Annotated in this window: 29 protein-coding genes and 1 pseudogene; 23 read left to right on the top strand and 7 right to left on the bottom strand. The window is 39.5% G+C overall.

The features are described 5' to 3' along the window. Positions 1–26: 26 nt before the first annotated feature. Positions 27–314, top strand: a complete 288-nt coding sequence (locus NDN11_RS12240) for a hypothetical protein (protein WP_167249089.1) — start codon at positions 27–29, stop codon at positions 312–314. Positions 315–479: 165 nt separating this feature from the next. Here the strand turns inward: NDN11_RS12240 and NDN11_RS18280 are convergent. Further along, positions 480–624, bottom strand: a pseudogene (locus NDN11_RS18280) (LysR family transcriptional regulator); the annotation flags it as partial. A gap of 348 nt (positions 625–972) precedes the next feature. Here NDN11_RS18280 and NDN11_RS12235 point away from each other — a divergent pair. Further along, positions 973–1299, top strand: coding sequence for a hypothetical protein (locus tag NDN11_RS12235; protein WP_167249091.1), 327 nt, complete (start codon positions 973–975; stop codon positions 1297–1299). Between the two features lie 285 nt (positions 1300–1584). Next, on the top strand, positions 1585–1812 hold the full coding sequence (locus tag NDN11_RS12230) for a hypothetical protein (protein WP_167249093.1): 228 nt from the start codon (positions 1585–1587) through the stop codon (positions 1810–1812). Between the two features lie 197 nt (positions 1813–2009). Here the strand turns inward: NDN11_RS12230 and NDN11_RS12225 are convergent, their stop codons facing one another. Continuing rightward, positions 2010–2240 (bottom strand): hypothetical protein, encoded by a 231-nt coding sequence (locus NDN11_RS12225; protein ID WP_167249095.1) that lies wholly within the window; start codon positions 2238–2240, stop codon positions 2010–2012. Between the two features lie 291 nt (positions 2241–2531). Here NDN11_RS12225 and NDN11_RS12220 point away from each other — a divergent pair, with 291 nt between their 5' ends. The 9 genes from NDN11_RS12220 (at position 2532) to NDN11_RS12180 (ending at position 11535) form a co-directional block, all read left to right on the top strand. Further along, entirely contained in the window at positions 2532–3143 is a 612-nt protein-coding gene (locus NDN11_RS12220) for a LexA family protein (protein ID WP_167249097.1), read from the top strand. Positions 3144–3147: 4 nt separating this feature from the next. After that, complete coding sequence (locus NDN11_RS12215; protein ID WP_251109797.1) at positions 3148–4446, top strand: Y-family DNA polymerase; 1299 nt, start codon at positions 3148–3150, stop codon at positions 4444–4446. 177 nt (positions 4447–4623) lie between these two features. Continuing rightward, a complete protein-coding gene (locus tag NDN11_RS12210; protein ID WP_251109796.1) occupies positions 4624–5532 on the top strand; it encodes an AraC family transcriptional regulator in 909 nt (302 codons plus the stop codon). Positions 5533–5649: 117 nt separating this feature from the next. Beyond that, a complete protein-coding gene (locus NDN11_RS12205; RefSeq protein ID WP_251109795.1) occupies positions 5650–6798 on the top strand; it encodes an NADH-dependent flavin oxidoreductase in 1149 nt (382 codons plus the stop codon). A gap of 33 nt (positions 6799–6831) precedes the next feature. Next, entirely contained in the window at positions 6832–7728 is an 897-nt protein-coding gene (locus NDN11_RS12200) for an AraC family transcriptional regulator (RefSeq protein ID WP_251109794.1), read from the top strand. A 243-nt stretch (positions 7729–7971) separates the two neighbouring features. Next, positions 7972–8898, top strand: a complete 927-nt coding sequence (locus NDN11_RS12195; RefSeq protein ID WP_251109793.1) for an alpha/beta hydrolase — start codon at positions 7972–7974, stop codon at positions 8896–8898. A 39-nt stretch (positions 8899–8937) separates the two neighbouring features. Next, positions 8938–9855: an alpha/beta hydrolase gene (locus NDN11_RS12190; RefSeq protein WP_251109792.1), complete on the top strand. Its 918-nt coding sequence runs from the start codon at positions 8938–8940 to the stop codon at positions 9853–9855. Positions 9856–9931: 76 nt separating this feature from the next. Next, positions 9932–10762, top strand: coding sequence for an SDR family NAD(P)-dependent oxidoreductase (locus tag NDN11_RS12185; protein ID WP_251109791.1), 831 nt, complete (start codon positions 9932–9934; stop codon positions 10760–10762). Between the two features lie 20 nt (positions 10763–10782). Continuing rightward, on the top strand, positions 10783–11535 hold the full coding sequence (locus NDN11_RS12180) for an SDR family NAD(P)-dependent oxidoreductase (protein ID WP_251109790.1): 753 nt from the start codon (positions 10783–10785) through the stop codon (positions 11533–11535). Between the two features lie 63 nt (positions 11536–11598). Here the strand turns inward: NDN11_RS12180 and NDN11_RS12175 are convergent, their stop codons facing one another. Then, positions 11599–12519 carry a LysR family transcriptional regulator gene (locus NDN11_RS12175; RefSeq protein WP_251109789.1) on the bottom strand — a complete coding sequence of 307 codons (921 nt, stop codon included), beginning with the start codon at positions 12517–12519 and terminating at the stop codon, positions 11599–11601. 98 nt (positions 12520–12617) lie between these two features. Between NDN11_RS12175 and NDN11_RS12170 the strand changes: the two genes are divergently transcribed. Continuing rightward, a complete protein-coding gene (locus tag NDN11_RS12170) occupies positions 12618–13214 on the top strand; it encodes an FMN-dependent NADH-azoreductase (protein WP_251109788.1) in 597 nt (198 codons plus the stop codon). A 74-nt stretch (positions 13215–13288) separates the two neighbouring features. Here NDN11_RS12170 and NDN11_RS12165 read toward each other — a convergent pair whose 3' ends face one another. Continuing rightward, a complete protein-coding gene (locus NDN11_RS12165; protein ID WP_251109787.1) occupies positions 13289–13924 on the bottom strand; it encodes an SDR family oxidoreductase in 636 nt (211 codons plus the stop codon). 224 nt (positions 13925–14148) lie between these two features. Further along, positions 14149–15249 carry an MBL fold metallo-hydrolase gene (locus NDN11_RS12160; protein WP_251109786.1) on the bottom strand — a complete coding sequence of 367 codons (1101 nt, stop codon included), beginning with the start codon at positions 15247–15249 and terminating at the stop codon, positions 14149–14151. Between the two features lie 281 nt (positions 15250–15530). Between NDN11_RS12160 and NDN11_RS12155 the strand changes: the two genes are divergently transcribed. The 7 genes from NDN11_RS12155 to NDN11_RS12125 all read left to right on the top strand — a co-directional run bounded on the left by NDN11_RS12155 (position 15531) and on the right by NDN11_RS12125 (position 20809). Next, on the top strand, positions 15531–16178 hold the full coding sequence (locus NDN11_RS12155) for a hypothetical protein (protein ID WP_251109785.1): 648 nt from the start codon (positions 15531–15533) through the stop codon (positions 16176–16178). Between the two features lie 16 nt (positions 16179–16194). Then, positions 16195–17160: a 2-hydroxyacid dehydrogenase gene (locus NDN11_RS12150; RefSeq protein ID WP_251109784.1), complete on the top strand. Its 966-nt coding sequence runs from the start codon at positions 16195–16197 to the stop codon at positions 17158–17160. Between the two features lie 111 nt (positions 17161–17271). Beyond that, a complete protein-coding gene (locus NDN11_RS12145; RefSeq protein WP_167249127.1) occupies positions 17272–17859 on the top strand; it encodes a 1-acyl-sn-glycerol-3-phosphate acyltransferase in 588 nt (195 codons plus the stop codon). A gap of 155 nt (positions 17860–18014) precedes the next feature. Next, positions 18015–19427 carry a M48 family metalloprotease gene (locus tag NDN11_RS12140; protein ID WP_502801377.1) on the top strand — a complete coding sequence of 471 codons (1413 nt, stop codon included), beginning with the start codon at positions 18015–18017 and terminating at the stop codon, positions 19425–19427. Positions 19428–19487: 60 nt separating this feature from the next. Continuing rightward, positions 19488–19982, top strand: a complete 495-nt coding sequence (locus tag NDN11_RS12135) for a GNAT family N-acetyltransferase (RefSeq protein WP_167249131.1) — start codon at positions 19488–19490, stop codon at positions 19980–19982. Between the two features lie 62 nt (positions 19983–20044). Next, a complete protein-coding gene (locus tag NDN11_RS12130) occupies positions 20045–20410 on the top strand; it encodes a GFA family protein (RefSeq protein WP_167249133.1) in 366 nt (121 codons plus the stop codon). A 39-nt stretch (positions 20411–20449) separates the two neighbouring features. Next, a complete protein-coding gene (locus NDN11_RS12125) occupies positions 20450–20809 on the top strand; it encodes a hypothetical protein (protein WP_251109782.1) in 360 nt (119 codons plus the stop codon). A 74-nt stretch (positions 20810–20883) separates the two neighbouring features. Here the strand turns inward: NDN11_RS12125 and NDN11_RS12120 are convergent, their stop codons facing one another. Then, positions 20884–21330: a GatB/YqeY domain-containing protein gene (locus NDN11_RS12120; protein ID WP_004808327.1), complete on the bottom strand. Its 447-nt coding sequence runs from the start codon at positions 21328–21330 to the stop codon at positions 20884–20886. A 29-nt stretch (positions 21331–21359) separates the two neighbouring features. Next, positions 21360–21575, bottom strand: coding sequence for a 30S ribosomal protein S21 (gene rpsU, locus NDN11_RS12115; protein ID WP_004652785.1), 216 nt, complete (start codon positions 21573–21575; stop codon positions 21360–21362). 145 nt (positions 21576–21720) lie between these two features. Here rpsU and tsaD point away from each other — a divergent pair, with 145 nt between their 5' ends. From tsaD to NDN11_RS12100, 3 genes are read left to right on the top strand one after another with little or no spacing between them, the layout of a single operon-like run. Further along, positions 21721–22728, top strand: coding sequence for a tRNA (adenosine(37)-N6)-threonylcarbamoyltransferase complex transferase subunit TsaD (tsaD, locus tag NDN11_RS12110; protein WP_251109781.1), 1008 nt, complete (start codon positions 21721–21723; stop codon positions 22726–22728). A gap of 1 nt (position 22729) precedes the next feature. After that, positions 22730–23182, top strand: coding sequence for an AAA family ATPase (locus NDN11_RS12105; protein WP_167249141.1), 453 nt, complete (start codon positions 22730–22732; stop codon positions 23180–23182). Next, a complete protein-coding gene (locus NDN11_RS12100) occupies positions 23182–23955 on the top strand; it encodes a tRNA(His) guanylyltransferase Thg1 family protein (protein WP_251109780.1) in 774 nt (257 codons plus the stop codon). Before NDN11_RS12105 ends, NDN11_RS12100 begins: the two co-directional genes overlap by 1 nt. Positions 23956–23965: the final 10 nt, after the last annotated feature.

Genomic DNA, 23965 nt, shown 5'->3' with positions numbered 1-23965 from the left:
GGGTTTTGCTTTTTAGAGCAGTTATAATGAAAAAATGGATTTGTTTAAGTTGTAGGAAATATAAGAGGTTTGAATCGAAAGATTTTAAGGAGGGTGATGTTGTTTTCTTTTATCAATTTGAAATTGATGCAGAAGAAGTCTATAAAATAATAAGAGAAGGTGTAGTACTAAAAAGGAAGAATAATATTTTGAAAATATTGAATAATGGAGAAATTTTTTATTTAAGAGATCAAGATGTATATCCTATAGATGCGCCTGCTAAATTTATTTACAATATGTTTGGTGTCTGTTGCTGTTCTTTTTATAAGCATTAAAAAAATCTACTGAGGAGTGATTAATATTCTAATTTTATCCTAAGAAAGATATTGAAAAATATAAAAATTTAGTGGTCAATAAAATATTTTACCGTATGGAATGAGAGCATTGATTAGTACATGGGGAAGAGCGCATTAAGTATTTCATTCAAATATTTCTATAAATTGACCAACAAGCTGAACCATAGGTAAGTTGCAGCTTGGTCGTATAGTTAAACTGGAAATATTGAGCAGTTTGGAAGAAATTCGAAAAACTAAACCTATTTGAGTACTAATTCAAATCAATATGGTGATCTGATGTATTGATGATTCATATTTTGGGTATTTATGCATAAAGGTTGCATTATTGCTGTCGGTCACTATCTATCTGCAACTCGTATAGATCAGATTGTACTGCGTGATTACATTGCCGATTTCATCAACAGGTTCTGAATCTGGTTCAAACAAGCCAGTCATAGGAACAGCGACGAAGTAAATTATTTCTATAGAATTGTAAGGAAATGGTATTTTTAAATATAAGTATCAACTTACGCTAGACTATTTATGTCTGGATAGATCTGATTAGTACTGAAACGTGTTGGATAAAATTTAAATCAATCTACTTAAGCTAACATGTTAAAGTGATGTATCAAAATTAAAAATAGGGAAGAGATAGAGAATGAGGCGAGCACTATGTTTGATGTCTATTGGGGTTGTATCGACGTTTATTGGAGCAACTGAAATCGCTACAGTGAAGGAAGTAGAAAAAACATCTGCTCCGCTGTTAATAGAGAAAACAAAAGAGTCACTCATTCGCCAATCAACTAAACAAGCAGACATCAATGATGAGGTTGATACGCAGGCTTTAAAACTAGGCGGAATTCATCGTCGGGAAGATGCAAGGCAATATCTTGAATTAAAAAATGAAGTCGAAAAAAGTAGTGATAAATCTTTAGAAAAGAACCAAGCACCCAAACCAGTATCTGTTGATATAACAACTAAATAGATGACCTTTGATTTATGATGCTAATTGATATGATCGTTGGTAATGTATTAGTTTTTGAAAGATACAAGAAGCAAGTGATGAATTATTTTGAAACGTTTTTGGTATCACTGTAACTGTTTAGTTAATTAAATATTAATGAAATTTGTCAATTTGGCGATAATTTCAAGTACTTAATTCCCTAATTAATAAAAATATAATACTTATAACTCTTGTTACAACCATTTAGTCGACAAGCTTAAAAAAAATTCCCATAGTGCTATGAACGATATTATTGGGAGAATTATTATGGATAAGATTACAGTAATTATTAAAGATCAAGAAGAGAATGAGTCAGTTGTAGTAGCACAGTTAAATGACTTGGAAGATAACAATATTCCTTTCTTTAAACGTGTAGAGCATATTGAGGTTGAAGGTAATATTATTTTTCCAAATATGGATCTGCTGTTTGAAAGTGAACCTGATGGAAAAATTTATCGACTGGTTGCACCTGTTAACGACAAAAGGTTTATTTAAAATTAAAGCAATTACACTGTTATACAAAAGGCCCACTTAGGATGTTCAAATAGGTGGGTTTTCTTTGAGATATGCAAACGCTTTTGGAAAAACGATATAAGGGTAAGGCTAGAGTGACGAGAAAAGAGCTTGTATGTTAGATCTGTTTGTACAAGCTCTTTGAGTATCCGTCTCGCATAAGAGGGGTATGCCTTTTATCAGTGGATTGGGTTAAGCCCTTTCACAATGTCATTAAACTCTGAACCATTGAGCCAAAAAGATTTCTTTAAAAAAAGTGTGGTCATAATACTTTCTGCGGCTTCACTATTTTGATTTTCACAAAATAATCCATAGCTTTCACCTAGAACGGTATTGTTCTCTATAAGGCGAATAAAGAAAGCATGTTGTTCGTCAGCATAACCAAGAATAGCATCACGTCGATTGTTCATTTTTCATGTCTCCACATCAAAAATATTTGAATAAAACCTAACTGCCGAAAATCAAAAATATTAGTGAATTAGATCAATAACTTAATATTTCAATGTTTATTTAAAAATTCATAAGTTATTCATTTAAAACATTAATTTTAGTTTGTTTCACATCCTTGTCTAAGTTAAACAAGCTAAAATCTGATCTATGGAATTTATTGTTATGCAAAATTTATTGTACGTCAACTTGAATTTGTAACTTTTTCAAGTTAAATTAATTGAAAGTATTTTAAGCTTGGGTAGGGGGAAATTATGTCCAAAAAAATTGAATTTGAGCATGGTGGTGCAAGAACCAATGCAGGACGGAAGGCACAATTTAGTGAGCCGACCAAAGTCATCCGTGTTCCTGAATCCCAAGTTGATTTCATCAAAAGTTGGTTACTGAATAATGTCAAAACTGGCACTCAAACTGATTTGACAACATCAATGAAAATACAGAATGTCCAAGCTAAGAATGATCGACTTTATCACATTCCACTGGCAACGGAACGTGTTGCTGCAGGTTTTCCGTCGCCTGCCCAAGACCATGTTGAACAAGCTTTAGATTTAAATGAATTTTTAATTCGTAACGAAAATTCTACTTTCATTGTGAAAGCTAATTCTTTGTCGATGTTAGATGCTGGCATTGATATCGATGATCCGTTGGTGGTGGATCGTAGTCTTTCAGCCAAGTCAGGAGATATCGTTATTGCTTTGATTGATAACGATTTTACGGTAAAGCGGTTGATGGTTGATCACCATTTTAGCCCACCTAAAGTATGGTTAAAAGCTGAGAATCCTGACTTCCAAAATATTTATATTACTGAGGGACAAGAGTTACTGATCTGGGGTGTTGTGACTTATAACCTAAAACCAATGAGATAAGCCCATGAACCTGCCACAACGTATTTTTGCTTTGATTGACGTGAATAACTGCTATGTCAGTTGTGAGCGCGTGTTTAATCCAAAGCTGGAAAATCGTCCTGTGGTGGTCTTGTCAAATAATGATGGTTGTGTGGTTTCACGTTCCTATGAGGCGAAACAGCTTGGTATTCGGATGGCGGTGCCTTTTTTTCAAATTGAGGAAATTATTCGGCAGCATCACGTCGAGGTCTTTTCCAGTAATTATGCTCTGTATGCGGAAATGTCACGTCGCTTTATGAATATATTGGGGAGTTTTGTCGATCCCTGTGAGCAGGAAGTGTATTCGATAGATGAGTGTTTTTTAGAGCTAACCGCCTACCACCAAAGTTATGATTTGACTGCGTATGCGCATCAGATTTTAGATACCGTCAAAAACTGGTTAGGCTTGCCATGCTGTATCGGCATTGGTTATTCCAAAACTCAGGCAAAACTCGCCAATCATTTAGCCAAGACTCATACTTGTTTTAATAGCGTGTGTAATATCGTTGCTGAAGATCCCTGCATGATTGAAGATTTGTTGCAGCATATGCCTGTGGGAGAAGTGTGGGGCGTTGGTCGTAAGATTCGACAACGCTTGGAAAAAATGAATATCTACTCTGTGATGGATTTGCTGCAAGCGGATGCCAAAATGATGGGAAAGTATTTTTCAGTGCTGATGGAGAATACAGTCAAAGAGTTGCAAGGTATGGCTTGTTTAGAACTTGAGGATGTAGTAACGGACCGCCAACAGGTATTGAGTAGTCGTTCATTTGGGCAACCCATTCAAGATAAAAGTGATTTAAGCGGTGCATTGACTGAATTTTGCTTACGTGCGGTTGAACGCTTGAGACAGCAAAAATTACTGTGTAAAGCCATTGGAGTAAGCATCCGTACTAATCGCTTTAATAAAGATCAATATTATCGCCCTTATACAGTGGTGTATTTATCTGACTACAGTGACGATCGTTTAGAAATTATCAAAGCAGTACAGCAGGGGCTTGATCGCATTTTTCAAGCGGGACATCGTTATAAAAAAGCGGAAGTGATTTTGTTGGATATTATTCCGCAGCATCGTCATGCTGTGGATTTATTCCATAATACAGATGAGCTGATTGCCCGACGTAATCTGTCTATGGCTTTTGATGGTATTAATGAAAAGTTTGGGCGTGATACCATGACGCTAGGGCGTTTGATTAGTCCGCATGGACGTGCATGGCAGATGACGCAAAATCATAAATCACCGAGTTACCTCACCAAATGGGATGAGGTGTTAAAAGTTATTTAAGATGATAGAGATCTATTTAAATTGATTACCAAACCTTTATTTACTGATAAAGGATCGCGTGATAAATCTTGGAGATAGAATAAGCGTTTATGCAACACCATATCGATTTTTTTAAGGCATTGAAAGATTGATGGTGGTATGTGAATTTAATTTTTTATTGGAATAAAGAAATCATTTATGGCAAGTCCTGTTGAAAGAACATTAAATATTGATCAACTCACGCATATCGTTTCACGATTTGCTGAAGTGCAGGGAGATCATTGTTCAGTACTGCCACAACTTTCGTTTCACAGTCGAATGAGCCCGACAGATAGTACCCACTGTATCTATAATTTGGGTATTGGCATGATTTTACAGGGGCAAAAACAAGTTGTTATTGGGGATCAAGTCTACCATTGTCATGCTGGACAGAGCATGTTGACCACAATTGATCTACCTGTAACGTCTCATATTGTCCATGCTTCCACGCAGAAACCCTTTTTAGCTGTTTTGCTGTTGCTTGATTTGCAGATGGTAAATCAGGTAGTTGCCGATATGCCTGTTGTAGACTCACCTACAGCAGATTTACCACAGCATTCATTTAGTGTGGAATCGGTTGATACGCCTTTGATTGATGCTTTTTTGAGGCTGGTCAAAGTATTGGATGAACCAATGATGCTTACTCATTTGGCCCCTTTAATTCAAAAAGAAATTATCGTAAGGGTTCTCAATGGCCCTCATGGTGCATATTTACGTCAGTTGGTGAAATCGGGGTCGACCAATCAAAAGATCCATCAAGTGGTGAACTGGTTAAAACATAATTATGTACAACCGATTCGTATGGATGATTTAGCAGAAAAAGCCTTTATGAGCCCATCGACATTTAGACAGCATTTCCGTGCTGTGACGGGGATGAGCCCTCTACAATATCAAAAGCAGTTGCGTTTACAGGAGGCCCGTCATTTGATGTTCAATCAGAATGTTGATGCTGGGCGAGCAGCGGGTTTAGTTGGATATGAAAGTGCATCACAGTTTAGTCGAGAATATAGCCGTTTGTTTGGTGAATCCCCACAACGTGATGTTCAGCGCATGCGACAAAGTTTATAAATTCTGAGTAAGAGAAACAGCAAAATAGGCAAATAAGTGCTTAGTTTAGGCAACTGAGAAAAAGTGCATCCCATATACTTTTTATGAGAAGAGAAGTTTATTTTGTGGGATGTTTCCATGTCTAAGACAAATGTTGCGTTATTTCAATCATTCCAATTGGCTCAAGGCATTCACTTACGAAATCGAGTGATTATGGCTCCCATGACCACTTGGTCGAGTAATGACGACTACACTGTTTCAACACAAGAGTTGGACTATATACGCCATCGTGCACAAGCTGTTGGGCTGGTCATTACGGGATGTACGCATGTACAAGAAAACGGTATTGGTTTTAGCCATGAATTTGCAGCCTATGATGACCGTTTTACCGATAGTTTGGCAAAACTTGCGAAGGCTGCAAAAAGTGGTGGTGCCCCTGCAATTCTACAAATCTTTCATGCAGGTAATAAAGCTGTTCCCAGTTTGATTCCACACGCAGATCTGGTCAGTGCAAGTGAGTTAAAGGCACCTGCGGGGCCATTTAATGACGGACAATTACAAAGTCGTGCACTCTCCCATGAGGAAATCTTGGAAACGATTCGTGCCTTTGGAGAAACCACACGTCGTGCAATTGAGGCTGGGTTTGATGGCATTGAGTTACATGGTGCGCATGGCTTCTTAATTCAGAACTTCTTCTCGCCTTTATTTAATCAGCGCAATGATCAGTGGGGCGGTTCACTCGAAAAACGCATGCAATTTCCATTAGCTGTCGTGAAAGAAGTTAAACGCGTAATCCAAGCACATGCAAAAGGTCCATTTTTATTGGGTTACCGTATTTCAGTGGAAGAATATGATGCCGCTGGTCTGCGTATTATGGACAGTTTGCAATTGATTGATCGTTTGATTGATGAGCAGATTGACTATCTGCATGTGTCATTAAGCAATGTCTTGAATGCCACTCCAGTAAATGATCCAGAGCTTGGGGTTATTGCAAAAGTTGTGGCTGAGTATGTCGCACAACGTGTGCCTGTGATTGCGGCAGGACAGATCAAGACACCCGAACAAGCTCAGCAGGCTTTAGATTTAGGTTTGACATCTGTTGCCATTGGCCAAGCATTGATTATGAATCCAAATTGGGTTGAGTTAGCCCAGAGTGGTCGTGGTGATGAAATCAATTTACAGCTAGATCTCGAACAGGCTTCCGAGCTCAGTATTCCTCACAAGCTGCAAGATGTTATTCAGGCAACAGCAGGTTGGTTCCCTGTTAAACAAGCTGAAAGTGTTTAATTCATTTGCTGTAATGATTAAAGAGGGATTGCAATGATTGAATATGAAGATACCCAACAAGTGATTGCATCATTGGCACAGACAGTTGATCATCTGATTCGAACAGATGGTGATCATGATACTGCAATCCCATCTTTATCTCTGCATCGCCGCTCAACCGCCAGTGCCACTCATTGTATTTATAATTTGGGTTTAGGTGTGGTGTTACAGGGTGAAAAACAAGTAATGGTGGGTGATCAAATGCTGACCTACACAGCAGGGCAAACCATGTTAACTACCATTGATCTACCTGTGATCAGTCATACGCGTACTGCTCCTAAGCATCAGCCTTTCCTTGGTTTGATGCTATTGTTGGATATCCCGATGGTCACTCAAATGGTTAGTGAGATGGGGCAGCTAAACTTGAAAGAAAAAACTCAACCTTCATTCGGGGTGCAGCCTGTTGACTATGTGTTGATCGAGGCGATTAGCCGCTTGGTGAATTTACTGGATGAGCCCGTGTTATTGCCGCAGCTTGCGCCAATCTTGCAACAAGAGATCATGATTCGTTTATTGACTGGCCCCAATGGGGTGTATCTGCGTCAGTTGATTAAAACCGGTTCAGTCAGTCAAAAAATTGCTAAAGCTGTCGCTTGGTTAAAGCACAATTTCGTTCAGGTGATTCGTATGGATGATTTGGCTGAGCAGGTTTATATGAGTCCCTCAACCTTTAGGCAACATTTTCGGGAAATTACAGGTATGAGTCCGTTGCAGTACCAAAAGCAGCTGCGTTTACAGGAAGCTCGACATTTAATGCTGAATCAACACTTTGATGTAGGCCATGCCGCTGGGCTGGTTGGTTATGAGAGTGCATCACAATTTAGTCGTGAATATTCGCGCTTATTTGGAAATGCACCACAACGTGATATTCAGGATTTACAACTGGTTTAATCAAGATCTTTACAAATAAAAAACAAACCCAGATTCTCTTCAGGATGATGGGTTTTTTTATTTCATATTGTTGAAAAATATATATAAATTAGAAGTAAAACAAGACTAACAAAATAGGCAAAAATCCTGTTGAAATAGGCAATTCAATCACGTTTTATAATCCTATACTGAATACATAGAAAGAAAGAGATTCAATCTAAAACGGATTGTTGTTACGCATAATTTAAGAGTGAGGTACTCAATATGCAAACTGTTAAATATAAAAACCTAGCATGGGAATCAGCAGCTAATATCTTATTCCCAAATGATTTTGATAAAAGTAAAAAGTATCCAGCCATCGTCAGCGTTCATCCAATTGGGAGCTGTAAAGAACAGACTTCAGGCAATATTTATGGTCAAGCATTGGCTGACGCAGGCTTTGTGGTGCTGGTCATTGATGCATCATTCCAAGGTGAAAGTGGTGGTGAACCACGTTTTATAGAAAATCCATATCACCGTGTAGAAGATATTCGTTATGCCGTTGATTATTTGGTCACCCAAGATTTTGTTGATGAAAATCGTATTGGTGCTTTAGGCGTCTGTGGTGGTGGTGCTTATGTACTCAACACAGCAATGACGGAGAAACGGATTAAAGCCGTGACTTCAATTACGGGTGTGAACTTTGGTCGTATGACCCGTGAAGGTTACGGTGGAACAGGTGCAGCTTTGATCGAAGGGCTTGAAGCAATTGCACAGCAACGTACTGCTGAAGCACGTGGTGCTGAATTGTTGGTGAATAATTTACTACCACCATCAGTAGAGGAAGGTAAAAAAGCGGGAATTACCGATATCGATCCACTCGAAGCGACTGACTACTATAAAACTGCGCGTGGTCAACAACCGAATGGTGCAACCAGTGCTTTATTCTCTCGTATGAGTGTGGCTTTGGGTTGGGATGCATTTCACTTGGCTGAAGTCTTATTAACGCAACCGATCTTAGTCGTTATTGGTGACAAGCCAGGTGCATTCGGTGCTTATCGTGATGGCCATGAGATTGTACGTCGTGCCGCATCGAAACAAAAAGAGCTGCTTGTTTTAGAAAATACGTCACATTACGAGCTGTACGATCAGCCTGAACCTGTTGCTAAAGCATTGGCGAGAGCAATCCCATTTTTTAAAGAACATCTTTAATCATTGCATTTAAGAAAATTGAATTAAAAGGAAATCCAAATGTCAAAAGAAATCAGTATCCAAAATCATAATGGTCAGGGGATTACCCTTGCAGCAGTAATTAACTTCCCTGAAGGTTTTGATGAGAGCAAAACCTATCCTGCGGTGGTGGTGAGCCATCCAGGTGGTGGCGTCAAAGAGCAAACGGCTGGTTTATATGCGCGTAAGCTCGCTGAGCATGGCTTTGTAACAATTGCCTACGATGCTTCATATCAAGGTGCAAGTACAGGTTTACCACGTCAGTTAGAAAACCCGTATATCCGTACTGAAGATGTCAGTGCTGTGATTGATTATTTAACTACCTTGCCTTATGTCGACAATAACCGTATTGGTACGATGGGGATTTGTGCAGGTGCAGGTTATACCGCAAATGCAGCCATCAATGATCGCCGTATTAAAGCGGTGGGTATGGTCAGTGCAGTTAACATTGGTCAAATGTTCCGTAATGGCTGGGAGAACAATGTCAAAGATGCAGATGCGATCCCTTATATCCAAGCAGGTACAGATGCTCGAACTTCAGATGCCAGTGGTGCCGAGATTGCAACAATTCCACTTGCACCATTAAGAGAAGAAGATGCACCAAATGAAGAATTGCGTGAAGCATGGGAGTATTACCATACCCCACGTGCGGAACATCCAAATGCACCAGGTTTTGCTACTGCACGCAGTTTAACTCAAATCATTACTTACGATGCCTATAACAAAGCTGAAGCATTTTTTACTCAGCCCTTATTGGCGATTGCAGGCAGTGTAGCAGGCAGTAAGTGGATGAGTGAGGACTTGATTAATCGTGCAGCAAGTACCGATAAACAACTTTATGTTGTAGTCGGAGCCAACCATATGTCTTTCTACGACAAACTAAATTTTGTTGATGAAGCGGTAGGCCAATTGGTTCCATTCTTTAGCACAAAACTTTAATCACACTGTACTTAAAGTAACTCAACAGGTCACTTTAAAGTGGCCTGTTTTTTTTTCGAGATGTTGGAGTAGCACAATGAAACGTATTTGGTTTGTGACAGGTACAACACGCGGAATGGGTGTTGAAATTGTTAAAGCAGCGATTCAGCAAGGGGACTCAGTTATTGCGACAGGGAGAAGTTTAAGCAAACTCAAGGCGCTTTATTCAAATTTACCTAGCGATCAGATTGAGTTGGTTGAACTTGATATTCGTGATGAACAGCAGGTTAAAACCGCTGTAGAGATTGGATTAAAGCGTTTTGGTCGTATAGATGTCTTAGTCAATAACGCTGGTTATCCGTTATTGGGACGTTTTGAAGAAGTAACCGCAGCACAAATTGAACAGCAATTTGCCACCAATGTTTTTGGCACATCCAACGTACTCCGTACAGTCTTGCCGATCATGCGCCAGCAACGTTCAGGTCATATCATCAATACGTCTTCAATTGCTGGAGTAAAAGCAGTTGCCAATGCGGTGTTTTATTCAGCTTCAAAGTTCGCAGTCGAAGCGATTAGTTTGGCTTTATTAGATGAGGTTGCACCATTTGGAATTAAGGTTACTGCGATTGAGCCAGGCTTTTTCCGTACTGAATTTTTAAGTGAAAGTTCAACACAATATGGGACGCAGTTACATGACGATTATGAAGCATTGGGTAATACCAAGGCCTTGATGTCGGCTGCGGATGGGCAGCAACAAGGCAGTCCTCCCAAATTGGCACAAGTGGTGATGCAAGTGGCTGCAATGGACAATCCACCGAAACAGCTATTGATTGGCAATGATGCAATTGACTATGTGATGCCAACCTTGACGTCTCATTTAGATGAAATTAAGCAGCACGAAGCTTTAACTCGAAGTACTGATTATTAATTCAATAGGTAAGACTTAAAATGAAAACAGCTTTAATTACAGGTGCAAGTGCGGGTATTGGTAAAGCACTTGCTTATCAATTCGCTCAACAAGGCTTTAATCTAATTTTGGTTGCTCGTAGACAAGAGGCACTGGAACAGATCAAGCAGGATTTAGAAAGTCGTTATTCAATCCGAGTTGAAAATCAGATGTTTGATTTGGCAGTGACAGGTCAAGCAGCCCAGCTTTATGAAGCAGTCAAACCACACCATATTGATGTACTGATAAATAATGCAGGCTTTGGTGACTATGACTTAGCTTGGGATGCAGATCTAAGCAAAGTGATGAATATGGTGGATTTGAATGTTCGTGCGCTGACGGATTTATCTTTGCGTTATATCAAAGACTATGTTGATGAAGATGCGGTATTAATCAATGTATCATCTGTAGGAGGATACGCTGAAGTTGATGTAGCGATTCCTTATTGTGCCACTAAATTCTATGTCTCTTCATTCACAGAGGGTGTCGATTTTAGCCTGCGCACCCAAGGGAAAAAATTACGAGCTAAAGTACTTGCTCCTGCTGGAACGCAAAGTGAGTTTCATAACGTTGCCGCAGATGGTAGTGGGATCGATATCAATGAATTGTATAACGGTGCAGTTTTAATGACAGCAGAACAACTTGCTGAAAGTGCTTATCAACTTTATTTAAGTGATAAAACCGTAGGGATGGTCAATCCTAACAATGAGTTCGAACTCAAAGATGCAATTTTCCCACAGGTTGCTTTGTTGTAAGTAGAAATAGATCTCGGTATTGATATGAAGCAAAGGCTAAATTTATTTAGCCTTTATTTTTTCTTAAACCACATTTTGATTGTTTGATAGAGCGGGTGGTAAGTGCTGAATGAGTTGATCAATCGCCAAACGGGTTTTTAATGGCATATAAGGCAAACTCGGCCAGACTACATGAATCGGAAAGTCGACACTGGAAAATTCGGCTAAGACTTGAACCAAGCAACCATCTTGTAACTCTTTATGAATAAGCCAGTCAGGGAGCCACGCAATGCCATGATGTGACAACACTGTATTTTTAATCGCCAGCATATCATTCAACATCAATTTTGCTTTGGGCTTGATTGCATAAAGCTGCTTGTTCTCATCTTGTAGCTGCCATTTTGGCAAATGCCCTGAATAGGGAAAGGCAATCGTGGTGTGTTGTTGCAGTTCATCTAAATGATTTACTGGACCTGATTTCTGGATATATTCAGGTGTAGCACAGAGTAACATCCGATGATCGCCTAGCTTTCTCGCAATTAAATGATGGCTATCAGGCAAAGTGCCGATACGAATCGCTAAATCAAAACCATCTTCGACCAAATCGACAGTTCGATCATTTAATGAAAGTTCTACCTGCAAAGCAGCATGCTGTTGTGCGAGTTCAACGATTAGTGGGGCGATATAGAGTTGACCAAACAGAACTGGTGCCGAAATTCTTAATAAGCCAGTTGCACTGATTTTACCTTGCTCTAGTAAGCTCTCAGCACTATGGATTTCAGCAATCGCACGCTGACTGTGTTCATAGAATAGCGTACCTTCCGCTGTTAAGTTCAGGGTTCGGGTGGTGCGTTTAAATAAAGCGACACCTAAGCGTTGCTCTAAACGCGCAATACTTTTACTGACAGCTGAGCGGGTTAGATGCAGCTGCTCTGCGGCATTACTAAAGTTACCTGCCTCGACCACTGTCACAAAGATTGAAATCGTACTCAGTTCAGTTTGCATGATTGTAGATTTTTAGGAATCAATGAATAGAAATATTATCACTACTGGTGATTTGGTTGTAGTAGTAACATGGCTCCATCAAGATATGGAGAACAAACATGGCGAAAGTGTTGGTGTTGAAATCAAGCATTATGGGTGATCAATCACAGACCAGCCGTTTGATCGATGCATTTTTAAAACAACGTGCTGAAAAAGGCTTACAGGATGAGGTAATCATCCGTGATTTAACAACACTTAACTTGCCTGTATTGGATGCGAAAATTTTCCATGCATTGCGTGGCGCAGCACATGTTTCAGCACCGATTCAAAAAATTATTCAGTTATCAGATGAGTTGATTGCAGAGCTTAAAGCAACAGATTTATTGCTGATTGGCGCACCAATGTACAACCTGAATGTGCCAACACAGTTGAAGAACTGGTTTGATTTGGTGGCGCGTGCCCGTCATACCTTTCGATATACCGAAACCTATCCACAAGGCTTAGTTGAAGGCGTAAAGGCAATCGTAATGAGCAGTCGTGGCGGTATTCATCTTGGGCAGGTGACGGATGCAGTTACGCCTTATCTTCAGTCTGTTTTAGGTTTGATGGGAATTCATGACGTTAAATTTGTATATGCAGAAGGTTTAGACATGTCTGCTTTAAAAGTTGATGCGTTAAAACAGGCGCACCTAAAAGCACAACAGATTGCTATTTAACAATCTGCGACCCCTTACTGCCGACATTGGCAGAGTCGGACAATCAGGTGCCTGATTGTCCGATTTTTTTATCATTACATAAAATAAGGTTGATCAGCATCTGAGTTCGGTTTATTAAGCCCTAAATTTTTTCGAGAGGAAAATTCTGGGGTTTGGATAATTTTAACGACGAAGGCTGCGACACTTTTACGTGAAATAACCGTGCCTTTAAAATCTTGATCACGTTCTGTTGTCTCATAATCAATTTCATCTTCATCCATGAGCCAAGCCGCACGCAAAATACTGTAATCCAGATCTGACGCTTCTAATAAATCGGCTGCTTTACGATATGGACCAAGATACGCACCAATTTCTTTTCGGTTCCATTCGCCAAAGTTACCTTTGACTTCATCATAGATGCCGAGTGAATTAATCATAATAATCCGCTGAACACCTGCGCTGTGCATGGCTGAAATAATATTTTGTGTTTGTTGCTCTAATTCACCAGCAAGGTTGGCGTAGACAATATCTTGTCCTTGTACGGCCTGCTTTAATTGCTCCAGATTCAAAACATCAGCTTCGATGACTTTTGCATTGGCTGGCAAATCGGCACCTAATTTTTTTGTATCACGTACCAATAACGTTTGAGTCAAGTTAGGTTCATTTGCCAGCATCTCAATGACCCATTGAGCAATTTGACCTGATGCACCAAGCACTAATACATTTTTCATTTTTAACGACCTTTGTTTAAGATTCATCATTTAAGAAAAGACCTGTAGATGTCATTTTCTTGATCTTCGATGTTTCTATTTAAGCCTAAAAATACGACATTGATTGACCTGAAATGCTCAGTTGTTTGCCTAATTTGATCAGCTTTATTTTTCATTCTTTCAATGTGCTCAATAAAAAAAGCCTCATATGTGAATGAGGCTCTTAATTGAAAGGGATTGTTTGATTAACGAATATTCTTCCACCACTGTTTAAAGGATTGGCGATCATTATCCAGTTCAACCAACTCACCGATCATTGGTGTAGCAAGACGATATTTCCTGCTTTGCGAGTATTCAACAATGCGGGTAATTGGCTCATACCAAGCATGTTTAGCCAAACTGAATTTTGAATGATGTACGGGAATCATATTACGTGCATTCAGTTCTTCCGTAGCTTGAGCTACTTCATCAGGATGGCAATGCACTGAACGCCAAGCAGCATCGTATTGACCATTTTCCATCAAGGCCCAATCAAAGGGACCGTATTTCTGTCCAATCTCGACAAAGTGTTTTCCATAGCCGCCATCACCTGTATAGAAAATCTTTTTATGTGGGGACTGAATGACAAAGGAGACCCAAAGATTTTTACCGCCATCTAAAGCGCGGCGAGAGTCATGATGAGTAGTTTCAGTGATAATGGTAATCCCATCATCAAACTCAATTCTGTCACCCCAATCTCTTTCAATCAGTTTCTCTTTGGGATAACCCCAATATTCAAAATGTTCACCAACACCTAGACCTGTAATTACATATTTGACTTTGTCTTTAAGTTTAAGCGTGGTTTCGTAATCCAGATGATCATAGTGATCATGTGAAATCAGCAAATAATCAATGTCTGGTAAATCTTCAACCTTATAAATATCTGTCCCTTTATAAGCACGAGTGCCCCAAGGGAAAGGGGAAGCTTTGCCACTCATGACAGGGTCGATCAAGAATGTTTTACCATGCAGTTGCATAAAGACCGATGAGTGACCAAACCAAATAATGACATCCTGTTTGGGATCAAGAGCGAGTAGATTGGTTTTAATGGAAGGAATTGGGTCGATGGGGTTACGATTTGGAATAGTTTTGATAAAGGTTTTGTAGAGTTCTACCGCAATATTTGAGCCTTCGCTCATGCCTGATTTTTCAATTAAGTTTCGAAATTGGCCTTGGCGATAGTTGGGAGAACTTTCAATGGTTTGTAGTCGTTCACCAGAAGGGATTTTACCAAATAGGGGTTGTTGGGCATACATGGCACTGCCAGCAATGAGCAGAACGACAGCGATAGCAAAAAGAATAAGCATAGAGAGCGTCAACCTTTTCATTTGAGCATTCGATACAACAGTAATAAAAAGTAAAAGCGACAAAATGATGAAATATTGTCTAAAAGTCGACGAATGAAAACTTGCCTATTGTTATTGAATATTTGCCTAAACTAACGAGAAATGCATTTCTGATCATGCAATTGGATTTATATAGAAGTGATTGAGCAAAAGGAAGTCATTTAGGGGGACTTGGTTTATGCTAGACTATGTGATGTTACAGTATTGCAAATGACTGTGAGTAATGGGAATGAGTAGGTAAGATGATCGGGCAGCAGAGAAACATATTGGCAACTTTGGGAATCGATGTTTGGATTCCTAGAGAAGTGGTATGTCAAAAAAATACTGCACCGAGCTTATGGCGAGATCAAATAGTTGATGAGGTTTCGCAATCGACAGCGCTTGCATTTGATTCAGCACCGATTGTTCAAGATATTCCTGTTACGCCTGTACAAACATTACCAGTCGTCGAAAAACAAATTCCTCAGCCTATAGAAATTATTGCAAAACCTGCTGTGAAAGAAGCTGTTGTTGAAAAAGAACAGCTTGTTATTACGGCTCAAATTCAAGCATTTGAATTGCAAATGTATGTTTTAGAGAATTGCGCCATTTTATTGGAAAGTAGTCAGCTTAGTGATACACAACGCCAACTCTGGCAAAATATTCAAAAGGCAAGATTGGGTCAATACGCAGAGCTGAAATGGCCATTTCCTTTGGCTGCTTTTCAGGAAAGCAGAGGGCTGTCTTCGTATATTCAAGGTTTTATCGATGCCAACGCGACCAATAAAAAGATATTATGCTTAGGTCAACTGGACTTTATCCAGCATTCTAATATATTACATTTAGCGAGTTTAGAAGAAATGATTGCTCAACCTGTATTGAAAAAACGGTTGTGGCAACTTATGCAATAAAGATCGGAATTTAATAATGAAGAAAGTCGTTGTATTCAGCCAAATAGATCAGGATGTTTTAGCGCAGTTACAGCAAGATTATCAGGTGGTGGTGTTGAACCCGAAACTTGGTGATATCAATGAGCAGATTCGAACCGAAGTAGTTGATGCCGATGCCATGATTGGCGCAGGGCGTTTACTGAATGAAAGCAATTTAGCTCCCGCACAAAAACTCAAAGTCATTTCTACTGTTTCGGTTGGTTATGATAACTACGATGTTGGTTATCTCAATCAAAAGAAAATCTGGCTTGCCAATACCCCACATGTACTGACAGAAACGACCGCTGATCTCGCATTTACATTGTTGCTCAGTGCGGCACGTAAAATTCCATCTTTAGATGCATGGACCAAGCAGGGCCAATGGAAACGAACCGTTTCAACTGAACAATTTGGTGTCGATGTTTTTGGGAAAACTTTAGGCATTATTGGATTGGGTAATATTGGAGCTGCCATTGCTCGTCGTGGTTTCTATGGTTTCAATATGAATATTTTGTACCATAATCGCCGTGAAAAAATTGAAGTAGCACAAGCTTTTAATGCGCAATATCGTGATCTAGATCAGTTGTTACAACAGTCAGATTTCATTGTGGTTGCGGTTGATTTAAATACTGAGTCTAAAGCATTGATTGGTGTAGAACAGTTTGATTTAATGCAGAAACATGCAGTGTTTGTGAATATTGCTCGCGGTTCGGTGGTGGATGAAGATGCACTGATTGGAGCCTTACAGCAAAACAAAATCTTTGCAGCTGGGCTAGATGTTTATACCAAAGAACCTTTACAAAGCTCTCCTTTATTTGAATTACCAAATGCAGTGACTGTACCGCATCTGGGTTCTGCAACAGCAGAAACACGTCAGAAAATGGTAGATCTGGCTTATCAGAATTTAATTGATGCATTGCAAGATCGTACACCTCGCTATTTGGTGAATCCGAAATTCGAATAATTGCTTACAATGCTGATCATTTAATTGCTGCATTATTGTGCGGCTCCATCTTTTTAAGTTGATTAATATTGGTACACTTGCGCCCTTTGTGACTTCGTCTTGGGGCGTCTGGTGTTTGAGAAATTAGCTGAACAAAGTTTGGGCTTAATGGGTTGGGAAATTGACAATCATTGGGATTTAAACATTGACCAATGTGTCATGATTGCTGCCCCGCATACCAGCAACTGGGATGCTTTATATGCGCGTTTGGCGTTAAAAGCGTTGGGTGTTAATGTGCGCCTGACCATCAAAGATAGCTATATGAAATTTCCATTTGGACCATTTGTTCGTGCAATGGGCGGCATCGGAATTGATCGTACTGTCAAACAAGAAGGGCAAGCGCGACCAAGTATGGTCCAGCTGATGAGTGACTTGTTTAAAACGCATCCTAAGTTAGTCATGCTTGTGACTCCAGAAGGGACGCGTGCTAAACAAGAGCAATGGAAAACAGGTTTTTATCATGTTGCAATAACAGCAGGTGTACCGATTGCACTTGCGTATATGGACTATGCCAAGAAAAAAACGGGTGTAGGGAAAATTGTTTACCCTACAGGGGATTACGAAAAAGATATGACTGAAATTATGTCTTTTTATGCAAACATCAATGCCAAATTCCCGGAAAAGTTTAGTGTAGATCAACGTTACGTCGCGGCAGAGTAATTCGGCTGACTTCAAAAATCATAAGATAAGGCAGGATTTCTCTGCCTTTTATAACACTTTGTTGCAAATTTCTCCTATTTTCAATGCTATAGTGAATTTCTTTATTAAAATCATAGAGAAACCACTTGAGATCGTTGCTGCTCGCATGTGGCTTATTGGCCACAACTCAATTGAGTCACACTGAGGTCTTTTTACCTTCCCATACGGCTGGGCAAACAGAAGTGCCTGAAATTGGCAGTGGTATAGGTTTACTCGATCAACAAAAAGAAAAATTTATCGGTGAAAAAGTTTATCGTGAAGTTCATCGCCAAATGCCAACAGTGCAAGATGCATGGTTGGAAGATCAATTTTTACAAGTTTTTTCAGGTATTCTCAGCCAGACTCAACTGGGTCAACCCATTGGCTTAGTCATTATTAAAGATCCGCAAATTAATGCCTTTGCTGTTCCTGGTGGTTTATTTGCTTTGAATACGGGGCTGATCACTTCAGCGAAAAATATAGATGAGATTGCAGGGGTTATGGCGCATGAGATTGCACACGTATCACAGCGTCACTATAGCCGTTCTCAAGAAGCATTTAAGGGACAGGGCTTGCTTGCATTGGCAGGGATTCTTGTCGGGGCTGCTATAGCATCTCAAGCTGATGGCAATGCGGGTGCTGCTGTCATGATGGGTACTCAAGCGGCATTGATGGATAAGCAGTTGAGTTATAGTCGTAATCAAGAGCGTGAAGCGGATCGTATCGGCATGCAGTTTATGTATGCGGCAGGTTATAATCCGCAGAGTATGGCAGACTATTTTGAAACCATGCATCGTGCTACTAGTCGTGTCAGCTTTTTACCAGACTTCTGGTTTACCCATCCTTTAACCACTGAGCGGATGAGTGAAGCACGCTTACGTGCCAATCAATTACCGAAAGTGAAGTCTAAAATTTACGATCTCGATTTTGAGATTTTAAAACTGTATACCTTAGTGGTGTCTAATCAGGCGACTGAAATTCAATTACAATCACTGGCAAATCAGAAAAATACTGCAGCACAATTGGCACTAAGTAAGTTTTATCTGGAGCAGGGTGATTATGCGCAAGCGCAAGCCAATTTAGATTTGGTGAAGCCTAAACTTAAAAATCATGTGCTTGTGCCACTGATCCAAGCAGATATTTACATGGGGCAAAATAAGTTTGAACAGGCCTATAGTAGTATCAATCCAATTCAGAAAACCATGCCTGAGAATCGAGCCTTATCTTATAAGTTAGCAGAAGTGCTGATTCGACAAGGTCAAGTTGCACAGGCACAAGCGTTGGTACAACGTTTTATTCATAAAAACCAACGTGATATTGAAGGTTGGCAATTGCTGCAGCAAGCCACCAATTTAGATAAGAGTTCGCCATTACAAGCAGTTAATGTATTAGGTTATCGTGCAGAGGCAGAATATTGGTCGGGCTATGAAGAAAATGCGATTAAGTCTATGTTACATGCGCAACGCCTTGCGAAAGGAAATCTAGCCATGACCGCAAAAATTGACGCACGTTTAAAACAGATGCAAGATGAACGCCGTATGAGGCTGTAATCAGACTTTTTAGTTGGTATTTATTTGGAACCTATTAAGTTTAGAAAGAGCAATAACGATATGGAAATTAAGCTAGAAAAATTTCATATGCATGACTTTAATTTGTATTACCAACTGGTTGGAAATGAAAAAGTTATGGCGATGATTACAGAAAGAGCGATTCCTGAAGAAGAGGCGAAGAAAGATTTCCAGTTGCTTATAATAAATAACCAATTACACCCTAACTTTGGTCATTTTAAAATATTAGATGTGAATACTAATGAATATATAGGCTTAGCGAAATTAGAAATCAAAAACTTGAATGACAGTGAGGTTGAGTTGGGTTATATGCTTTTACCAAGTTATTGGGGTAAGGGTATAGCGCGAAAAGTTAGTCAACAGCTACTGAGTGATGCAAAAAAACAAAATTCAATTCATAGAATCTTTGCGATTATTGATCCTCAGAATATCGCATCACGTAAAATTTTAACAAGTCAGGGATTCGTTCATACAGAGTTCAAAGATTATGATGGGCTTGCTGGTGAAATACTTGAGCTAAAGCAAAGCCTTATTTAACTTCAATCAAACTATAAAACTTAAAGACGACTTATATTTATAAAACTGAGGGGGAGGCTGTTATGATTCAAGGACAATGTTTGTGTGGTGCTGTGCAGTATCAATATCATGGGGAAATTGAAAATAGTATTCTATGTTACTGCACTGATTGCCAGCAGGCACAAGGTTCTATCGCGGGTTGGAATAGTCCAATTGAGCGAAACAAATTCGAGCTGATTTCTGGGCGTGAGCAACTGAAAGAATATTTTCATACACCAAATAAGGCACGGGTATTTTGTCAAAACTGTGCCAGTCCACTTTATTCCTATCGTATGGATTTACCCAATATTATTCGTTTACGTCTCGGTACGGTAACAGCAGGAGAGATACCAGTGCCAAAGGAAGAATTTTTTCTAGAGCATAAACCAAAATTTATTGAACTAAGATAAGATGACGTGCGTAAGCAATCGCTAAGAAGTTAGAACATTATGAACAAAATTTTAGTTTTTATTTTTGCGATCAGTAGTGTGGGGATCAGCTCAGCAGCATCGATTGAGCAGTATGCAAACTCAGTCGATAAAATTCGTGGTGTGTATGCACAGGATATTCGCAGTTTTTTACGGAGTCTGAATCCACAAACATCACAATTTACCCCTGAGCAACAAGCAAAATATTGTCAGATTAATCAGCGTTATATTCAGGATATGTCAGAGGCGATTGAACAAAATCGCTCATCATTACCAGCGCAATACGCGAGTATGACCAAGCAAGATTTAATCAAGCAAGTGGTTGAATCAAAAGAGATGCAAATGCTGGCAAAATATAATGTTCAGTGTGAATTTAGATAATAAAAAGACCTTGGGTTCATTGTTAAAATGAATCCAATTTAAAAATAGGGGGAATATAAAAGGGGTTAAGCAGATTAGCTTAATTTTGCTTTAATTTTAGCAGATACTTGTGCAGGATCGGCACGCCCGGCTATGATCGGACGTAGAGAATTCATCACCTTACCCATATCTTTCATGCTAGTAGCTTCTTGAGCAGCAATCGTTTGCTCAATGATGGAATCAAGTTCTTCCTCAGTCATAGCTGCTGGTAGAAATTGAGAAATAACCTCAACTTCGGCTTGTTCCTTACTAGCTAAATCATCTCGACCAGCGCCAGAAAAGGCCTTGATCGATTCTTTACGTTGTTTAATTTGCTTTTCAATGACCGCAAGAACCTGAGCATCGTCAAGCTCAATGCGCTCATCGACTTCGATTTGCTTAATTGCTGCCTGTACACCACGAATAACCGTTACTGTTGCCATATCTTTGGCACGCATTGAGTTTTTTAACACGTCAGTAATTTGGTTTTTTAAAGTATTCATAGTATTTTCAGCAGTCAATCACAAATTAATTAGTAAAGGCGAGTAGTACGTACAGATTCGCGAGTCAATTTCTTTTGATAACGCTTAACTGCAGCAGCTTTTTTGCGCTTACGTTCTTGAGTTGGTTTCTCATAGAATTCGCGCTTACGAACGTCAGCTAAAACACCCGCTTTTTCGCATGAACGTTTGAAACGACGGATAGCTACGTCTACTGGTTCGCCTTCTTTCAACTTAACTTGTGGCATGTAAAATCCTCTAAGATGATGGATAAGATCTAACGCACTATTGCACTAGATCGCAAGTGAAGGTCAGTATTTTACTCATTTACAACTCAGATCACAAGTCTATAATAGCTCTGTTATTATTTTTGATCGTTGTAAAGGCAGTTTAATGATTGTTTTGGGCTTAGAAACTTCGTGTGATGAAACTGGGTTAGCACTCTATGATAGCGAGCTCGGCTTACGTGGACAGGTTCTATATAGCCAAATCAAATTGCATGCAGAATATGGTGGTGTCGTTCCCGAATTAGCTTCTCGTGACCATGTTCGCAAGATGATTCCTTTGATTAATCAGCTGCTTGAGCAAAGTGGTGTCAAAAAACAAGAGATTGATGCGGTTGCTTATACTCGTGGTCCAGGGCTGATGGGAGCATTGATGACAGGTGCCTTATTCGGTCGTGCCTTGGCTTTTGCTTTTAATAAGCCTGCAATTGGTGTGCATCATATGGAAGGTCATATGCTTGCCCCATTACTTTCAGAAACTCCACCGGAATTTCCGTTTGTAGCTTTATTGGTTTCAGGCGGTCATACTCAATTAATGGCAGCCTATGGAATTGGTCAATACGAATTGCTTGGTGAGTCAATTGACGATGCAGCGGGTGAAGCCTTTGATAAAGTCGCAAAAATGATGAAACTGCCTTATCCGGGTGGTCCCAATATTGCGAAATTGGCGTTACAGGGCGATGCCAAAGCTTTTGAATTCCCGCGACCAATATTGCATCAAGGTTTGGATTTTTCTTTTAGCGGTCTTAAAACTGCGGTTTCAGTACAACTGAAAAAGTTAGGCGATGAAAATCGTGATGCGGATGTGGCTGCATCTTTCCAAGAGGCTGTTGTCGATACGCTCGCTAAAAAATCAGTAAAAGCTTTAAAACAAACAGGTTTAAAACGTTTGGTGATTGCGGGTGGTGTCAGTGCCAATTTAAGATTGCGAGAGCAATTAGAAACGTCATTGGCAAAGATTAAGGCACAAGTGTATTACGCCGAACCTGCTTTATGTACAGATAATGGCGCCATGATTGCCTTTGCTGGATATCAGCGTTTAAAAGCTGGGCAACATGATGGATTGGCGGTGACAACCACACCAAGATGGCCAATGACTGAGTTACAGCCGACCTAAAATGGAGCTGATCATTTTTGTAGGTGGGCAAGCTTCAGGTAAATCAACATTCTTTAAGCAATATTTCTCTGATACGCATATTCGTCTCAATCTTGATATGTTGAAAACCAGACATCGTGAGAAAATATTGTTTCAGGCTTGTTTGGACGCAAAACAGAAGGTTGTTGTTGATAATACCAATCCGAGTAAACTAGATCGAAAGATATATGTTCAAGACGCAAAAAATGCTCACTTTAAGGTGATCGCTTACTATTTTGATAGTGGTCTGGATGATGCTCTTTTGCGGAATGAACAACGAGAAGGTAAGGCGAAAATTCCTAGAGTTGGTGTGATTTCTACGTTTAAAAAGTTAGAAATCCCTGAGCTTAATGAAGGCTTTGATGAAGTTTACCGCGTTTCAATTGATCAAGAAAATGATTTTAATGTGAGCTTGCTGTATCAAAGAGAACAATAATGAGATTTGAAGATTTAGATACAAGATTAAGAAAATATGAGACGGCTTACGATTTCTGTATTCCGCCTGAAAATTATATTGTCGTAAGGTTGGATGGTCGTGGGTTTACACGGTTAACCAAAGAAATCTGGCAATTCGAAGCGCCATTTGATGTACATTTTAGAGATTTAATGGTAGAAACCACAACCCATTTATTACAGTGTGGCTTTAATATCGTCTATGGTTATACCCAAAGCGATGAAATTTCTCTTTTATTCCATTACCGCGATGAAAGTTTCAACCGTAAGGAACGTAAAATTCTTTCTATTTTAGCAGGTGAAGCCAGTGCAAAATTCTCTGTTATGCATGGTCAAATTGCTACTTTTGATGCTCGAGTTTGTGTTTTACCCAATTCGCAATTAGTAGATGACTACTTCCGTTGGAGACAAGAGGATGCGCATCGAAATGCATTAAATGCACACTGCTATTGGATGTTAAGAAAATTGGGGCATGCAGTAGGTGAAGCAACGGAACAAGTGAAAGGATTAAATCGTCAAGAAAAGCATGATTTACTCTTTTCACAGCAGATTAATTTTAATGAACTTCCTGCATGGCAAAAACGTGGTACAGGTGTTTATTGGAAAGACGTTGAAAAAACAGGTCTGAATCCGAAAACTGGTGAAATTACACAAACGACAAGAAGGCAGTTAGTTGCTGATTTTGATTTGCCTTTAAATGAATTCTATAGTGAATTTATAGGTCAAAATTTTTTTGAAAATATTTTTATGAACTAACGTTCATAAT

This window comes from Acinetobacter sp. C26M, assembly GCF_023702675.1.
Lineage (GTDB): Bacteria > Pseudomonadota > Gammaproteobacteria > Pseudomonadales > Moraxellaceae > Acinetobacter.
This window is presented reverse-complemented; position numbering and strand designations above follow the sequence as displayed.

What these genes read in the sequence shown, in the direction of transcription:
- NDN11_RS12185 (WP_251109791.1), top strand. Translation starts at nt 9,932, where the DNA reads ATGAAACGTATTTGGTTTGTGACAGGTACAACACGCGGAATGGGTGTT.
- NDN11_RS12155 (WP_251109785.1), top strand. Translation starts at nt 15,531, where the DNA reads ATGATCGGGCAGCAGAGAAACATATTGGCAACTTTGGGAATCGATGTT.
- NDN11_RS12210 (WP_251109796.1), top strand. Translation starts at nt 4,624, where the DNA reads ATGGCAAGTCCTGTTGAAAGAACATTAAATATTGATCAACTCACGCAT.
- tsaD (WP_251109781.1), top strand. Translation starts at nt 21,721, where the DNA reads ATGATTGTTTTGGGCTTAGAAACTTCGTGTGATGAAACTGGGTTAGCA.
- NDN11_RS12205 (WP_251109795.1), top strand. Translation starts at nt 5,650, where the DNA reads ATGTCTAAGACAAATGTTGCGTTATTTCAATCATTCCAATTGGCTCAA.
- NDN11_RS12125 (WP_251109782.1), top strand. Translation starts at nt 20,450, where the DNA reads ATGAACAAAATTTTAGTTTTTATTTTTGCGATCAGTAGTGTGGGGATC.
- NDN11_RS12230 (WP_167249093.1), top strand. Translation starts at nt 1,585, where the DNA reads ATGGATAAGATTACAGTAATTATTAAAGATCAAGAAGAGAATGAGTCA.
- NDN11_RS12225 (WP_167249095.1), bottom strand. Translation starts at nt 2,240, where the DNA reads ATGAACAATCGACGTGATGCTATTCTTGGTTATGCTGACGAACAACAT.
- NDN11_RS12135 (WP_167249131.1), top strand. Translation starts at nt 19,488, where the DNA reads ATGGAAATTAAGCTAGAAAAATTTCATATGCATGACTTTAATTTGTAT.
- rpsU (WP_004652785.1), bottom strand. Translation starts at nt 21,575, where the DNA reads ATGCCACAAGTTAAGTTGAAAGAAGGCGAACCAGTAGACGTAGCTATC.
- NDN11_RS12175 (WP_251109789.1), bottom strand. Translation starts at nt 12,519, where the DNA reads ATGCAAACTGAACTGAGTACGATTTCAATCTTTGTGACAGTGGTCGAG.
- NDN11_RS12170 (WP_251109788.1), top strand. Translation starts at nt 12,618, where the DNA reads ATGGCGAAAGTGTTGGTGTTGAAATCAAGCATTATGGGTGATCAATCA.
- NDN11_RS12160 (WP_251109786.1), bottom strand. Translation starts at nt 15,249, where the DNA reads ATGCTTATTCTTTTTGCTATCGCTGTCGTTCTGCTCATTGCTGGCAGT.
- NDN11_RS12165 (WP_251109787.1), bottom strand. Translation starts at nt 13,924, where the DNA reads ATGAAAAATGTATTAGTGCTTGGTGCATCAGGTCAAATTGCTCAATGG.
- NDN11_RS12240 (WP_167249089.1), top strand. Translation starts at nt 27, where the DNA reads ATGAAAAAATGGATTTGTTTAAGTTGTAGGAAATATAAGAGGTTTGAA.
- NDN11_RS12120 (WP_004808327.1), bottom strand. Translation starts at nt 21,330, where the DNA reads ATGAATACTTTAAAAAACCAAATTACTGACGTGTTAAAAAACTCAATG.
- NDN11_RS12215 (WP_251109797.1), top strand. Translation starts at nt 3,148, where the DNA reads ATGAACCTGCCACAACGTATTTTTGCTTTGATTGACGTGAATAACTGC.
- NDN11_RS12100 (WP_251109780.1), top strand. Translation starts at nt 23,182, where the DNA reads ATGAGATTTGAAGATTTAGATACAAGATTAAGAAAATATGAGACGGCT.
- NDN11_RS12180 (WP_251109790.1), top strand. Translation starts at nt 10,783, where the DNA reads ATGAAAACAGCTTTAATTACAGGTGCAAGTGCGGGTATTGGTAAAGCA.
- NDN11_RS12220 (WP_167249097.1), top strand. Translation starts at nt 2,532, where the DNA reads ATGTCCAAAAAAATTGAATTTGAGCATGGTGGTGCAAGAACCAATGCA.
- NDN11_RS12130 (WP_167249133.1), top strand. Translation starts at nt 20,045, where the DNA reads ATGATTCAAGGACAATGTTTGTGTGGTGCTGTGCAGTATCAATATCAT.
- NDN11_RS12200 (WP_251109794.1), top strand. Translation starts at nt 6,832, where the DNA reads ATGATTGAATATGAAGATACCCAACAAGTGATTGCATCATTGGCACAG.
- NDN11_RS12195 (WP_251109793.1), top strand. Translation starts at nt 7,972, where the DNA reads ATGCAAACTGTTAAATATAAAAACCTAGCATGGGAATCAGCAGCTAAT.
- NDN11_RS12190 (WP_251109792.1), top strand. Translation starts at nt 8,938, where the DNA reads ATGTCAAAAGAAATCAGTATCCAAAATCATAATGGTCAGGGGATTACC.
- NDN11_RS12235 (WP_167249091.1), top strand. Translation starts at nt 973, where the DNA reads ATGAGGCGAGCACTATGTTTGATGTCTATTGGGGTTGTATCGACGTTT.
- NDN11_RS12105 (WP_167249141.1), top strand. Translation starts at nt 22,730, where the DNA reads ATGGAGCTGATCATTTTTGTAGGTGGGCAAGCTTCAGGTAAATCAACA.
- NDN11_RS12150 (WP_251109784.1), top strand. Translation starts at nt 16,195, where the DNA reads ATGAAGAAAGTCGTTGTATTCAGCCAAATAGATCAGGATGTTTTAGCG.